The sequence below is a fragment of the Mesorhizobium newzealandense genome, assembly GCF_042682145.1.
In the GTDB taxonomy this organism is placed as follows: domain Bacteria; phylum Pseudomonadota; class Alphaproteobacteria; order Rhizobiales; family Rhizobiaceae; genus Mesorhizobium; species Mesorhizobium newzealandense.
In genome coordinates this window covers 585,081-598,539 of sequence record NZ_JBHUGZ010000017.1, presented here as the reverse complement: position 1 = coordinate 598,539, position 13,459 = coordinate 585,081, and the positions used below count along the sequence as shown (strand labels likewise).

Below are 13,459 nucleotides of genomic sequence, written 5' to 3'. Positions count from 1 at the left end.
GGCATCGGGGACAGACAGCACAGCGCATGGCGAACCGCAGAGACAGCCGCATCGAACCCAGTTTCGAGGGACCGCCGCAGGCGAGATCCTCGGCGGGTCTTTCGGCGAACGAAGAGGATCGCGTCGTGCCGAGCAACCGCAAAGCCTCCGCAAAACGCAAATCATCGAAGGCGAAATCGTCGCGCGGTGGGCGTGGCAGAAGCCGGCGCGGCCTGTTCGGGGTGTTCGGCCGGCTGTTCTACTGGTGCTTCGTGCTCGCCATCTGGGGCGGCATCGCGGTGGCTGGCATCGTCGTCTACTACGGCGCCAAGATGCCGGCGGCGACGACCTGGTCGATCCCCGACCGCGCCCCCAACATCAAGATCGTCTCTGCCGATGACCAGCTGCTCGCCAATCGCGGCATGAGCGGCGGCGAGGCCGTCGGCCTGCACGAAATGTCGCCCTATATCCCCGAAGCCGTCATCGCCATCGAGGACCGCCGCTTCTACTCGCATTTCGGCATCGATCCGATCGGCCTGTCGCGTGCGATGGTGACCAATTTGCTTGGCGGGCATTTCTCGCAGGGCGGCTCGACGCTGACCCAGCAATTGGCCAAGAACCTGTTCCTGACGCCCGACCGCACGCTGGAACGCAAGGTGCAGGAAGTGCTGCTGGCTTTGTGGCTGGAGCACAAGCACACCAAGGACCAGATCCTCGAAATGTACCTCAACAGGGTCTATTTCGGCTCCGGCGCCTATGGTGTCGAGGCGGCCTCGCGCCGCTATTTCGGCAAGAGCGCGCGCGACGTCACCTTGTCGGAAGCGGCACTTCTCGCCGGCCTGTTGAAGGCACCGTCGCGGCTGTCGCCGGCGCGCGATCCGAAGGCCGCCGAGGAACGCTCGCAGCTGGTGCTTGCCGCCATGCGCGACGAAGGCAAGATCAGCGTCAAGGAGCTGGCTTCGGCGATGAGCGCGCCGGCAACGCGCGCACCATCCTACTGGACCGGCTCGGAGAACTACGTCGCCGACACCATCATGGAAGAACTGCCTGACCTGATCGGCGACGTGCGCGGCGACATCATCGTCGACAGCACCGTCGACCTGACGCTGCAGAAGCTCGCCGAACAGTCGATCCGCAAGTTGATCGATGACAGTGGCAAGAAGCTCAACGTCACCCAGGGTGCCCTGGTGTCGATCGACGATTCCGGCGCGGTGCGCGCCATGGTCGGCGGCTACGACTATTCGACCAGCCAGTTCGATCGCGCCTCGGAGGCACGCCGCCAGCCGGGTTCGGCGTTCAAGCCGTTCGTCTACATGGCAGCGCTTGAGGCCGGCCGCACACCCGACAGCGTGCGCAACGATGCGCCGATCAAGATCGGCAACTGGACGCCCGACAATTACGGCGGCAAGTATTTCGGCAAGGTGACGCTGGCCACCGCGCTGGCGAAATCGCTGAATTCGGTCGCCGCCCAGTTGACCATGGAGGTTGGGCCAAACGCGGTTGTCGAGGCGGCGCACCGCATGGGCATCCAGTCCGACCTGCAGTCCAACACCTCGATCGCGCTCGGCACCTCGGAGGTGACGCCGCTGGAGCTGACATCGGCCTATGTGCCGTTTGCCAATGGCGGCTACAAGCCGGACATCCATTTCATCCGCCGCGTGACGACCACCGACGGCAAGGTGCTTTACGACAGCGGTGGCGGCAATGCGCCGCGTGTCGTCAAGCCTGAGATCGTCGGCATGATGAACTCGATGATGACGGGCACGGTCGAGATCGGCACTGCCAGGAAAGCGGCTTTCGCCTGGCCATCCGCTGGCAAGACCGGCACCAGCCAGAATTCGCGCGACGCCTGGTTCGTCGGCTACACCGCCAATCTCACCACGGGCGTCTGGTTCGGCAATGATGATGGCAGCCCGATGAAGAAGGTCACCGGCGGCGCGCTGCCGGCGCAAGCCTGGCACGAGTTCATGGTTGCCGCGCATGAGGGCGTGCCGGTGCGGCCGCTGCCCGGCACCTGGAAATCGACACCGGCCGACACCATCGTGCCTGACGAAATACCCTCGGCAAACAACAGCCAGCCGGCGCCGGTTCCGTCTGTGTCCGTTGGACGGCAGGCGCCTGATGCGCAGGCAGCGGCGCCGGTTGCCCAGGCGCCAGCACCGGTCCGCGCGGTCCGTCCCGCCCAGACTGTCGATGCCGATGGCCTTGCCATGCCGGAGGACGACGGCGCCACCGCGTCGATCAAGCACCCGGTGCCGCCCGGCAATGTCGGCGGCCCGCTGAAGAAGAAGCAGACCTCGATCCTCGACATACTCGGCGGCGGCTGAGCGGCAACTCGCCTCTCGCCACCTCGACGTCGTTCAGCTACATCTCCGGCCCGGAGATCCAACATGCCTGAACTCGACACCAGAAAAACCATCGTGCTGACCGGCGCCAGCCGCGGCATCGGCCACGCCACGGTCAAGCGGTTTTCGCGCGAAGGTTGGCGCGTCATCACCTGTTCGCGCCAGGCCTTTGCCGAGGATTGCCCATGGCCGGCCGGGCCGGAAGACCACATCAAGGTCGATCTCGCCGACCAGGAAGATGTCGGCATCGCCGTGTCGGAAATCCGCCATCGGCTGGAAGCGCATGGCGGCCAGCTGCATGCGCTGGTCAACAATGCCGGCATCTCGCCGAAGCTCAAGGACGGCAACAGCCGGATGGACTCGATCGAAACGCCGATGCATGTCTGGCGCGACGTGTTCCAGGTCAATTTCTTCGCACCGATCATGCTGGCGCGCGGGCTGTTCAAGGAACTGGCGGCGGCCAAGGGCTCGATCGTCAACGTCACCTCGATCGCCGGCACCCGCGTGCATCCCTTCGCCGGCACCGCCTATGCGACATCGAAGGCGGCACTCGGCTCGCTAACGCGCGAGATGGCGCATGATTTCGGCCCGCACGGCATTCGCGTCAACGCCATTGCGCCGGGCGAGATCGACACCGCGATCCTGTCGCCGGGCACGGACAAGATCGTCGAGACGATACCGCTGCGGCGCCTCGGCACCACGGCGGAAGTCGCCGACATCATCTTCTTCCTGTGCTCGCAGCAGGCATCCTACGTGACCGGCTCGGAAATCCACATCAATGGCGGCCAGCACGTCTGAACCGGTTGGCAGTCAGATCGTCCTTGCCCGTCCGGCAAGAGCACCGAAAGCCGCCATCAGCAAGGATGCGACGGCGCAAATTGCCAGGGCCGCGCTCCAGCCCCCGGTCGCATCACGCGCAAGGCCGACAAGCGGCGGACCCGCTGCCGCCAGCGAGTAGCCCAGACTTTGTGCCATTCCAGAAAGCGCCGCCGCTTGATGGCTGTTCGAGGCTCGCAGGCTCACAAATGCCAGGCCGAGGACGAAGGCGGCAGCCGCGCCGAAGCCGAACAGTGCGACCCATAGCGGTGCCAGCTCTGGAAGTTGCCATAGACCGAGCAGCGAAAGGCATGTGAGAACCGATACGCCGATGGCGAGGGCCTGCTGGTTCTTCATGCGGCGGACGGCCGGACCGAGGACCAAACCGGGAACCGCGGTCGCCAGTTGCAGCAGCCCGTGCATGGAGCCAGCGCCAGCCGCGGAATAGCCCGCCTCCATAAGAATGGCCGGCAGCCATCCAACGACGACATAGAACACCAGCGAGGTCAGGCCGAGATAGGCAGTCACCTGCCAAGCGAGCAATGACTGCCAGATGTGGCCGGCACTGGACGCAGAAGTATTCTCCGCGGTTGGAACCGAGCTGAGCCGCAGTTGAGGAAGCCAGGCCATCAGCGCCATTGCGGGAAAGATCAACGTGCCGGCGAGGGCAAGATGCCAGTTCGACCCCGGCAGTGCGGCAAGGGGGATCGCTGCTGTCGATGCGAGCGCCTGGGCCAGTCCGGAGGTGATGGCATAAGCCCCCGTCAAGCTGGTGATCCGGTCCGGAAAATCTCGTTTGAGCAGGCTTGGGAGCAGAACGTTGGCGACGGCAATTCCGCCTCCGAGGATGGCCGTGCCGAGGAATAACGGACCGGTCGAACGCACGACGATCCCAGTCGTGATGACAAGCAAAGCGCCGAACAGCGATCGTTCCATGCCGTGTCGGCGCGCCAGGATGGGTGCGAACGGTGAAATCGCGGCGAATGCGAGCAATGGCAGGGTCGTCAGGAGCCCGGCCTCGGCCGCACTGATCCCATTGGTGTCGCGGATCATGCCCAGCATGGGTGCCACGCCAGTGAAGGGCGCGCGGAGCGTCGCGGCGATCAGCATGATGCCGACCACGAGAAGGCCATGGCCGCTGGAAGTCCGAACGATCTCTCTCGCCGTCATCGCGCGCTCCTGATCTGCGTAGGTGCGACCATGGTGAGAACGGCCTTGCCGCTGAAGCTGCGCTGCCGGAGGGCTTCCAGGCCTTTGGCGATGTCTGTCCACGGCACGGTCAAGGCCACGCGTGTTTCAAGCCTGCCGACCGCGACCAGGGCGAGCAGCGAGGCGATGTCCGCGCCAATGCCTGAGCCGGAAGTGTAGTAGGCGAAAGTCTGAAGCCTCGCCCCCTCGTGACCCGGAACGAACTGGCGAAATCCAATGGGCGTGAGCTCGCCGCTGCTCGAGCCGAACATGACAATGGTGCCGCCCGGCGCGACCCGTTCGATCGCGCGTGCGAGGCTTTCGCCGCCGACCGACTCGGTGATCAGCGAAAACCGCCCCTCAGCAATTTCTATCGCTTCGACAACCAGTTCAGCGCCAAGGCCGCGAAGATCCTCGGCATGCCGGGCTGCGGCGATCGCGGTCACCGACGCGCCCTGCTCGCGGGCGATCTGGATCTGGAAACGACCGACCGCGCCACTTGCACCGGTGATCAGGACCTGCTGGCCGGCAAGGTCACCGCCGAGGCGCAGGGTGCGCAGCGCGGTCGTGCCCGCGACCGGCAGCGTGGCGGCGGAGACGAAGCTGACGTCATCCGGCAGGACGGCGAGACGGTCGGTTGGAACGGCCACACGTTCGGCCCAGCCGGCCTGGTCGACCAAAGCCACGACCCGGGCGCCTACAGCTGGTCCAGAGCCATCCACTGCTGCGCGTTCGACAATCCCAACAATGTCCTGGCCGGGTATCCAGCCGTTCGGACGTATGGCGAGCAGGCGCAATTCGCCACGGTTCAAAGAGGTCGCGTGGACCGAGATCAGCGCTTCGTTCGAGGTGGGCTGAGGCTCGTCGAGCTCCGCGAGCTTCAGCCCGGTGGGGCTATCGGGAGAGATGACTAGGGCGAGCATGGTTCATACCTCATTGCCGCGTGGTGGACGCATACCTTCGGGCGGCTGCTCTTGCCGGTTCGCAGGCGGCCGCTGATCGAAGAGCCGGAACCTATCGACTTTCCCTCCTGAATAATTTAGATATCAAAGCAATCGATCGCTAAAAATCGTCAATCATGAGACAGCCTCTCCGCTACCCCTGGCTCAATTTCGATGTGGATGAGCTTTCCGAGCCGGTGATTGTCGTGCGCGTCGACGTTACCGAGACCAGGGCTGAGGTCCCCTCCCATCGGCACCGCAAAGGCCAACTTGTCTTCGCCCTCGGTGGTGGTGTCACCTGCCGCGTCCCCAGCGGTCTATGGATGGTGCCGCCGCATTGCGGGGTGTGGATTCCGGGCGGCATGGAGCACAGCAATATCGCCACCGCCAATGCCCGGATTTTCTTCGTGTACATCGAGCCTGGAGCCGCCGATCTGCCGGACCGGTGCTGCACGCTGTCGATCTCGCCTCTGCTGCGCGAACTGATCGTCGAGCTGGCCGATCATGGCCAGGACGACGATTCACGCATGGCTGTGCTGACCACGGTTCTGCTCAGCGAGCTGCCGTGCATGCCTGTCCAGCGGCTGCATATGCCGATATCGTCAGAGCCGCGCTTGAGGCGGATCGTCGATGCCTTGGCTGAAAATCCTGCCGACCGCAGCAATCTGGCAGAATGGGCCCGGCGTGTCGCTCTCAGCGAGAGCAGCCTGGCACGCCTGGTGGTGAGAGAGACAGGCCTGAGCTTCGGACGCTGGCGCCAGCAATTGCATTTGATCGTCGCGATACGCGAACTGGCCTCGGGCGCGAGCGTGCAGCAGGTTTCGGCAGATCTCGGCTATGAGTCCGTCACAGCCTTCATCACCATGTTCAAGAAGGCGCTGGGCAAGCCGCCCGCGCAGTATCTCAGCAGCGTCGCGCAGAATGGCGGCTCCGCGTTCGTTGCGTGATCAATTCGATTGAGGGCAGGTTGTCGAGTTCGACAGGCCAAATGTCGCCGGTCACCGGGCCATCCCTGGGCATGCGGAAGCTCAGGCCGCGGCCTGCGGCTTGTGACCGAGGACCTCTTCGACAATGCCGCGGGCGATCTCGCGCTCGCCCATGATCACCGTGTCGGCGCCGAGCCCCTTGAGATGCTCGACCTCGGCGTCGGAATGGGCGCGGGCGATGACGTTGATGCCGGGATTGGCGGCCCGCGCCCGCAGCACGATCTGGCCGGCCTCGAAGGCGTTGGGGATGGCCAGGATCAGCCGCTTGGCGCCTTCAGGATTGGCGGCGGCGAACACTTCGGCATTCGCTGCATTGCCGGATACGGCCTCTATGCCGTCGGCCTTCAGCCTGGCCAGTGTCTTGTCGGCGTCCTCGATGACGAGGAAGGGCAGGGCGGCCTCTTTCAGCGCCGCGCCGACGAGGCTGCCGACACGGCCATAGCCGATCAGGATGGCGTGGTTGGCGAGGGTTGTCCTTGGCGGCGGCCCATCCTCCTTGTTGGTCGTCGCCGCAACCGAGGCCACCTGGCCCGGTTCCGTCGCCGGGCCGACCGGCTTTGCCTCGACCGGCGGCGCCGTCCTGGCGGCCCGCTTCTCCAGCCACGGCTTCATCCAGTCGATGGCCAGGAACATCAGCGGGTTGAGGACGATCGACAAGATGGCGCCGGCCAGGATCAGGTCGCGGCCCTGTTCGGGCAACAGCTTCAGCCCGACACCGAGCTCGGCCAGGATGAAGGAGAATTCGCCAATCTGGGCCAGGCTTGCCGAAATCATCAGCGCCGTGGCCAGCGGATAGCCGAAGGCAATGACGATAACGAATGCCGCCAACGATTTGCCGATGACGATGATGGCCAGCGTCGCCAGGATCGGCCAGCCATTGCTGATCAGGCTGAACGGGTCGAACAGCATGCCGACCGAGACGAAGAACAAGACGGAGAAGGCATCGCGCAGCGGCAGCGATTCCTCGGCGGCGCGATGGCTGAGCTCGGACTCGCTCATGATCATGCCGGCGAAGAAGGCGCCCAGCGCCAGCGAGACACCGAACAGTTTCGCCGCGCCGAAGGCGACGCCGAGCGCGATGGCCAGCACGGCCAGGCGGAACAGTTCGCGCGAGCCGGTGTGGGCGACGTAGTGCAGGATCCAGGGAATGACCCGGCGGCCGACTACAAGCATGACGACGACGAACGCGGCGACCTTGGCCAGCGTCATGCCGACGACGCCCCAGATGCCGTAACTGGCCGGCAGAGACAGCAAGCCGCTCGCGTGGGCGTCCGCCTGCTCCTGGCCGCCGAGCACGCCGGCAAGGGCCGGCAGCAGCACCAGCGCCAGCACCATGGCCAGATCCTCGACGATCAGCCAGCCGACGGCGATGCGGCCGCGTTCCGTCTCGATCATCCGCCGCTCCTGCAAGGCGCGCAGCAGCACGACGGTCGAGGCGACCGAGAGCGCCAGGCCGAAGACTAGGCCCGCGCCCATCGACCAGCCGAGCATCCAGGACAGCCCGGCACCGAGCGCGGTGGCAAAGCCGATCTGGACGATGGCGCCGGGCACGGCGATGGCCCGGACCGACAGAAGATCCTTCAGCGAGAAGTGCAGGCCGACGCCGAACATCAGGAGAATGACGCCGATTTCGGCCAGTTCATTGGCAAGGCCGGCGTCGGCGACAAAGCCCGGCGTGTTCGGCCCGACCAGCACGCCGGCTACGAGATAGCCGACCAGCGGCGGAATGCGGAAGCGATTGGCGAGAGCCCCGAAGACGAAAGCCAGCCCCAGACCGGCGACGATGGTGGCGATAAGGGGCGTGTCATGCGGCATTGTCTATGGAGCACCTTTCAAACCAGGGATGTCGGATGTGCGCCGCCCGAAGCCGCCGCCTGTTTGCAATATGGTGGATGGGGTGTCGGCGGTGCAACCCGCAAGGGCGCGAAATCGACGGTGAAGCCGCAAATACCCGACCGGCGGCCGAGGAAGCCACCAGTCGGTTTGAATTCCCGCAATGGCCAACGATCAGGCTGCCTGCAGCAGGGCCTCGATCTCGAATATGGCGTGGTTGGTCAGTGTCTTGGGAATTTCGGCGGTCACTTTGTCCTCAACTTCCTTGTGCAGTTTCTTGCGCATGGTTCCGAGCACCATCGGCGGTGCGACAAGCACGATCTCGTTGAACTCACCGCTATGCGCGAGCTTGTAGAGCCGGGCGGCGATCTCATCGGCGAAGCGCTCCTTGCCGATCCTGTGCCAGTCCGTGTCCTCGACCGCGCTGCGATGCACTGATGGACCATCATTGTATCGACCGGGGCTGTCGGTGCCTTGCTCACGTGTGGGCGGGTTGTCCTGTTTCATCTCATGCACCACCTCTAGGTTCGGAAATTTGTTGTCGCCCGCATTTCTGAGGAAAAGCGCCTTCTCGCCATCGGCCACCATGACCCAGATGCCGTGCTTCATGTTGATCGTGTTCACGATGACTATTCCTTATTCGACTGCCGCGGCATTTCGTGAGCCCGCGCAGCCGGGTTTCGAGGTGACGTGATGGACTTGTGGGCAACGCGCCCCGAACCGGTAATGTTCCACCAAAGGGCCGAGCCGGCGTTCGTCATCACACGCGGAACGGCGTCATCCGATGCATATGACTTTAATCTACTAAATTGGTAGAATTTAGAAAAAACTGTTTTGCGACATTTCGCGCTGGGCGCTAAAAGAGGCGCAAATCAAGGCCTGCGGCAGCAGCTTGAATCCGCGCCATGCGCCAACGAGGAATATTTTTCTCTTGGCCAGGAAGCTTTCAGAAAAGCGATTGCATCCCGACAAACGATGCGCGAGTGCGTTCCTTCAGGTTTTCCGCGCCCGCGCGTAAAACTGCAAGCCTGTTCAGGATTCCGCTCGCGCCCATGTCGCACACTGCTCCCAAGCTCAACGCCTTTCCCGTCTTCATGCGGGTCAAGGGCGAAGCCGTGGCCATCGTCGGCGGCGGCGAAGAGGCGCTGGCCAAGGCGCGGCTGATCGGACAGTCGAGCGCGGTCTTGCGCATCGTTGCGGAACACGCCGAGCCGGACCTCTTGACCTTCATCGCTCAGACCGGCGCGAACCATTTTGCCGCGGCTTACGACGCGTCGCAGCTCGAAGGCGCGGTCATGGTGTTTGCCGCCAGCGGCGACGAGGAACTCGACCGCCGCGTGGCCGCCGATGCGCGCCGGCTGGGTATCCCGGTCAATGCCGTCGACCGGCCGGAACTCTGCGATTTCTTTACCCCGGCGCTGGTCAACCGCGCGCCGGTCGCCATCGCCATCGGGACCGAAGGCGCAGGCCCGGTGCTTGCCCAGATGCTGCGCGGCCGCATCGACCGCATGCTGTCGCCGTCGCTCGGGCCGCTGGCAACGCTTGCCGCGTCGTTTCGGGGTGCTGCCGAGAAGCTGCTGCCGAAGGGCAATGCCCGCCGCCGCTTCTGGAGCGACTTTTTCGGCGGTGCGCCTGCCCATGCCGTGGAAGCTGGCCAGCTTTCGCAGGCGCATGACGCCGCCGTCGATCTTCTGCTTTCGAACACGCCGGCCTCGGGCCATATCGCGCTCGTCGGCGCAGGTCCTGGCGCCGAGGATCTTTTGACCTTGCGCGCGCACCGCCTGCTGATGGAGGCCGATGTCATCGTCCATGACGCGTTGGTGCCGGAGGCGGTGGTTGCCATGGGCCGCCGTGATGCCGAGCGCCTGCCGGTCGGCAAGCGCAAGGGCTGCCACACCAAGAGCCAGGCCGAGATCAATGCGCTGCTGGTCGAGCTCGGCCGCCAAGGCAAGCGTGTCGTGCGGCTGAAGTCGGGCGATCCGTTGGTGTTCGGCCGGGCCGGCGAGGAGATGGCGGCATTGCGCGACGCCGGCATCGCCTATGAGGTGGTTCCGGGCGTCACCGCGGCCTTCGCCGCCGCCGCCGATTTCGAATTGCCGCTGACCTTGCGCGGCGTTTCGTCGTCGATGGTGTTCACCACAGGCCACGACCTCAAGGGCAATTCGCTGCCCGACTGGGCCAAGCTTGCCATTTCGGGCGCCACGGTCGCTGTCTATATGGGCCGCTCGGTGGCGGCCGAGGTTGCCGGCCGGCTGATCGAGGCCGGTCTGTCGCCGGACACGGCGGTGGCCGTGGTCGAGAATGCCAGCCTTGCCAACCGCCGGCGCTTCCATGGCACGCTTGCCGACCTGCCGTCACTGGAAGCGCGCGCCGATCTTTCCGGCCCGGTAATGACCATCATCGGTGACGCGGTTGCCGGCGCCAACTTTGAACGGTCCGAGCCGCTCGCGGCACACAGGCATGAAGGCGTGTCCGCAGCTGCCGCCGAAGGAGTCCAGCAATGAAGATACTGACCGCCAACCGCCTGACCGACGGCATCGCCGTCTGGTATGCCGATGGCGGCTGGGCCGAGACGGTGGACCATGCCGATCTCGCCCATGACAAGGCGGCCGAGGATCGCCTGGAAGCGATCGGCACCAGGGCCTATGCCGCGAATGAAGTGGTTGACGTCAATTTGATCGACGCGGATGTCGTCAACGGCATCGTCGTGCCGGTGCGGTTGCGCGAGAAAATCCGCGCCGCCGGCCCGACCATCCGCAACGACCTCGGCAAGCAGGCTGCCCGGGCAGCTTAACAGGACACCAGGCATGGGCGGACGCGCCCTGAAAGACGAAGCATGTACCGTTACGATGAGTTCGACCACGATTTTGTCCAGGCCCGCGTCGCCGAGTTCAGCGACCAGGTCCAGCGCCGTCTTGCCGGCGAGATCACCGAGGACCAGTTCCGGCCGCTCAGGCTGATGAACGGCGTCTATCTTCAGCTGCATGCCTATATGCTGCGCATCGCGGTGCCCTATGGCACGCTGAACGGCAAGCAGTTGCGCATGCTCGGCCACATCGCCCGCAAATACGACAAGGGCTACGGCCATTTCACCACGCGCCAGAACATCCAGTTCAACTGGCCGGCGCTGTCGGACATCCCTGCGATCCTGGCCGATCTGGCAAGCGTCGAGATGCACGCCATCCAGACCAGCGGCAACTGCATCCGCAATGTCACCGCCGACCATTTTGCCGGTGCCGCCGCCGACGAGGTCGCCGATCCGCGCCCCTATGCGGAAATCCTGCGCCAGTGGTCGTCGGTGCATCCGGAATTCTCGTTCCTGCCGCGCAAGTTCAAGATCGCGGTGACGGGTGCCGAGCGCGACCGCGCCGCCATCCAGACCCATGACATCGGCCTGCACCTGAAGAAGAACGCCGCCGGCGAGCTCGGCTTCGCCGTCTATATCGGCGGCGGCCAGGGCCGCACGCCGATGGTCGCCCGGAAGATCCGCGACTTCCTGCCGGAAGCCGATCTTCTCTCGTACTGCACGGCGATCCTGCGCGTTTACAACCTCTATGGCCGCCGCGACAACAAGTACAAGGCGCGCATCAAGATCCTCGTCCACGAGACCGGCGTCGAGGAAATCACCCGCCAGGTCGAGGCCGAATGGCAGGAATTGAAGGATGCCGAGCTGAAGCTGCCGGATGCCGATATCCGCGCCATCGAGGCCTATTTCGCGCCGCCGGCGCTGACCGAGCGGCCGGAAGGTGATGCGGCGGTGAAGTTAGCGCGTCTCGACTCGAAGAGCTTTTCCGATTGGCTCGACCAGAACGTGGTGACCCACCGCCATCCCGACTATGCGGCGGTGACCATTTCGCTGAAGGGCATTGGCGAGGTGCCAGGTGACGCCTCCGACAGCCAGATGGAAGCGGTCGCCGACATCGCCGAGAAATACGCCTTCGACGAGCTGCGTGTCAGCCATGAGCAGAACCTGATCCTGCCGCATGTGGCGCGCGCCGACCTCAAGGCGGTCTATGACGCGTTGGTCGACATCGGGCTGGCGACGGCCAATTCCAATTTGATATCGGACATCATCGCTTGCCCCGGCCTCGACTATTGCGCGCTGGCGACGGCGCGCTCGATCCCGATCGCGCAGGAAATCTCGCTTCGCTTCGCCTCGCTGGAGCGGCAGCGCGAGATCGGCGAACTGAAGCTGAAGATCTCCGGCTGCATCAATGCCTGCGGCCATCACCATGTCGGCCATATCGGCATCCTCGGCGTCGAGAAGAAGGGCTCCGAGCTCTATCAGGTGACGCTGGGCGGCTCGGCCGACGAGAACACCTCTGTCGGCGAGATCATCGGCCGCGGCTTCAGCTCGGAAGAGATCACCGACGCCATCGAGCAGATCGTCGAGACCTATCTCGGCCTTCGGCTCAACCCACAAGAGAAATTCATCGACGCCTACCGCCGTGTCGGTCCCGCGCCGTTCAAGGAGGCGCTCTATGCTGGCGAAGCCAAGGCCGCTTGACCGTATCGTCGACGTCGATGACGGCATCGCCGCCGAATCGGCGGGGCTCGATGCGCTTTATGGTCATCTGAACCCGCTCGAGATCATCGAACGCTCGGCCCGCGAACTGTTCCACGACGAGATTGCCGCCGTGTCGTCGTTCGGCGCGGATTCGGCTGTGCTGCTGCACATGATCTCCAAGATCGACCGGACGCTGCCGGTCATCTTCCTCGACACCGGCAAGCATTTCGAGGAGACGCTCGGCTATCGCGATGCGCTCGTCGCCGATTTCGGGCTGACCAATATCCGGGTGATCAAGCCGGAAGCAGCGGCGCTCGAACGGATCGATCCGACGGGCAATCTGCACCAGAGCAATACCGATGCTTGCTGCGACGTACGCAAGGTCGAGCCGCTGGCGCGCGGCGTCGCGCCGTTCCGCGCCTGGTTCACCGGCCGCAAGCGCTTCCAGGCCTCGACCCGGGCAGCGCTACCGGTGTTCGAAGCGGTCGGCCCGCGCATCCGCATCAATCCGCTGGCGCACTGGACGACGTCGGACCAGGCGGACTACATGCGCGCGCATGCGCTGCGCGAAAATCCACTGGTCGCCTACGGCTATCTGTCGATTGGCTGCTTCCCGTGCACGCAGCCGGTGCAACCGGGTGAGGACGCGCGCAGCGGCCGCTGGGCCGGTCATGCCAAGACCGAGTGCGGCATTCACCTGTCGGGGTTGGAGAAGTCGCTGACCGACGCATCGCTTTAAGCTATGTTGATCAGGTGATGCCGGCCTGCAAACGGCTGATACCTGGGCTTCCGGTGCTGGCGTACCCAAAAGTACGCGCCGCTCCGGTTCCCGGAAGCCATCATTTCCGGCTTGGCCTGAGCCAA

11 protein-coding genes are annotated in these 13,459 nt (G+C 64.7%); 7 read left to right on the top strand and 4 right to left on the bottom strand.

The window, feature by feature from the left end; genetic code table 11:
* Positions 1-26: 26 nt before the first annotated feature.
* Both ACFSOZ_RS27210 and ACFSOZ_RS27205 read left to right on the top strand, forming a co-directional pair.
* Positions 27-2,306: a transglycosylase domain-containing protein gene (locus ACFSOZ_RS27210; protein WP_379103040.1), complete on the top strand. Its 2,280-nt coding sequence runs from the start codon at positions 27-29 to the stop codon at positions 2,304-2,306.
* 63 nt (positions 2,307-2,369) lie between these two features.
* The gene (locus ACFSOZ_RS27205; RefSeq protein WP_379103039.1) at positions 2,370-3,122 is read left to right on the top strand and encodes an SDR family NAD(P)-dependent oxidoreductase; all 753 of its coding nucleotides are present in this window, start codon (positions 2,370-2,372) and stop codon (positions 3,120-3,122) included.
* A 12-nt stretch (positions 3,123-3,134) separates the two neighbouring features.
* Here ACFSOZ_RS27205 and ACFSOZ_RS27200 read toward each other — a convergent pair whose 3' ends face one another.
* Positions 3,135-4,250: an MFS transporter gene (locus tag ACFSOZ_RS27200; protein ID WP_379103037.1), complete on the bottom strand. Its 1,116-nt coding sequence runs from the start codon at positions 4,248-4,250 to the stop codon at positions 3,135-3,137.
* A 56-nt stretch (positions 4,251-4,306) separates the two neighbouring features.
* Entirely contained in the window at positions 4,307-5,251 is a 945-nt protein-coding gene (locus tag ACFSOZ_RS27195; protein WP_379103035.1) for a zinc-binding dehydrogenase, read from the bottom strand.
* Between the two features lie 155 nt (positions 5,252-5,406).
* On the opposite strand from ACFSOZ_RS27195, the gene ACFSOZ_RS27190 reads away from it, so the two are divergent.
* Positions 5,407-6,216, top strand: a complete 810-nt coding sequence (locus ACFSOZ_RS27190) for an AraC family transcriptional regulator (protein WP_379103034.1) — start codon at positions 5,407-5,409, stop codon at positions 6,214-6,216.
* Between the two features lie 81 nt (positions 6,217-6,297).
* Here the strand turns inward: ACFSOZ_RS27190 and ybaL are convergent, their stop codons facing one another.
* Together ybaL and ACFSOZ_RS27180 are read right to left on the bottom strand one after the other, a co-directional pair.
* Positions 6,298-8,070 (bottom strand): YbaL family putative K(+) efflux transporter, encoded by a 1,773-nt coding sequence (gene ybaL / locus ACFSOZ_RS27185; RefSeq protein ID WP_379103032.1) that lies wholly within the window; start codon positions 8,068-8,070, stop codon positions 6,298-6,300.
* Positions 8,071-8,262: 192 nt separating this feature from the next.
* Positions 8,263-8,697 carry a baeRF12 domain-containing protein gene (locus ACFSOZ_RS27180; protein WP_379103257.1) on the bottom strand — a complete coding sequence of 145 codons (435 nt, stop codon included), beginning with the start codon at positions 8,695-8,697 and terminating at the stop codon, positions 8,263-8,265.
* A gap of 443 nt (positions 8,698-9,140) precedes the next feature.
* On the opposite strand from ACFSOZ_RS27180, the gene cysG reads away from it, so the two are divergent.
* From cysG to ACFSOZ_RS27160, 4 genes are read left to right on the top strand one after another with little or no spacing between them, the layout of a single operon-like run.
* Positions 9,141-10,592 carry a siroheme synthase CysG gene (gene cysG / locus ACFSOZ_RS27175; RefSeq protein WP_379103030.1) on the top strand — a complete coding sequence of 484 codons (1,452 nt, stop codon included), beginning with the start codon at positions 9,141-9,143 and terminating at the stop codon, positions 10,590-10,592.
* Entirely contained in the window at positions 10,589-10,882 is a 294-nt protein-coding gene (locus ACFSOZ_RS27170) for a DUF2849 domain-containing protein (RefSeq protein ID WP_379103028.1), read from the top strand. Before cysG ends, ACFSOZ_RS27170 begins: the two co-directional genes overlap by 4 nt.
* Before the next feature lie 42 nt (positions 10,883-10,924).
* Positions 10,925-12,595 (top strand): nitrite/sulfite reductase, encoded by a 1,671-nt coding sequence (locus tag ACFSOZ_RS27165; protein ID WP_379103026.1) that lies wholly within the window; start codon positions 10,925-10,927, stop codon positions 12,593-12,595.
* The gene (locus ACFSOZ_RS27160; protein WP_379103024.1) at positions 12,570-13,334 is read left to right on the top strand and encodes a phosphoadenylyl-sulfate reductase; all 765 of its coding nucleotides are present in this window, start codon (positions 12,570-12,572) and stop codon (positions 13,332-13,334) included. The genes ACFSOZ_RS27165 and ACFSOZ_RS27160 overlap by 26 nt, the downstream gene beginning before the upstream one ends.
* Positions 13,335-13,459: the final 125 nt, after the last annotated feature.

Bases quoted from the DNA above. Each gene is read 5' to 3' on its own strand.
- ACFSOZ_RS27200 (WP_379103037.1), bottom strand. From the start codon at position 4,250: ATGCTGATCGCCGCGACGCTCCGCGCGCCCTTCACTGGCGTGGCACCC.
- ACFSOZ_RS27195 (WP_379103035.1), bottom strand. From the start codon at position 5,251: ATGCTCGCCCTAGTCATCTCTCCCGATAGCCCCACCGGGCTGAAGCTC.
- ACFSOZ_RS27205 (WP_379103039.1), top strand. From the start codon at position 2,370: ATGCCTGAACTCGACACCAGAAAAACCATCGTGCTGACCGGCGCCAGC.
- ACFSOZ_RS27170 (WP_379103028.1), top strand. From the start codon at position 10,589: ATGAAGATACTGACCGCCAACCGCCTGACCGACGGCATCGCCGTCTGG.
- ybaL (WP_379103032.1), bottom strand. From the start codon at position 8,070: ATGCCGCATGACACGCCCCTTATCGCCACCATCGTCGCCGGTCTGGGG.
- cysG (WP_379103030.1), top strand. From the start codon at position 9,141: ATGTCGCACACTGCTCCCAAGCTCAACGCCTTTCCCGTCTTCATGCGG.
- ACFSOZ_RS27210 (WP_379103040.1), top strand. From the start codon at position 27: ATGGCGAACCGCAGAGACAGCCGCATCGAACCCAGTTTCGAGGGACCG.
- ACFSOZ_RS27160 (WP_379103024.1), top strand. From the start codon at position 12,570: ATGCTGGCGAAGCCAAGGCCGCTTGACCGTATCGTCGACGTCGATGAC.
- ACFSOZ_RS27180 (WP_379103257.1), bottom strand. From the start codon at position 8,697: ATGAAGCACGGCATCTGGGTCATGGTGGCCGATGGCGAGAAGGCGCTT.
- ACFSOZ_RS27190 (WP_379103034.1), top strand. From the start codon at position 5,407: ATGAGACAGCCTCTCCGCTACCCCTGGCTCAATTTCGATGTGGATGAG.
- ACFSOZ_RS27165 (WP_379103026.1), top strand. From the start codon at position 10,925: ATGTACCGTTACGATGAGTTCGACCACGATTTTGTCCAGGCCCGCGTC.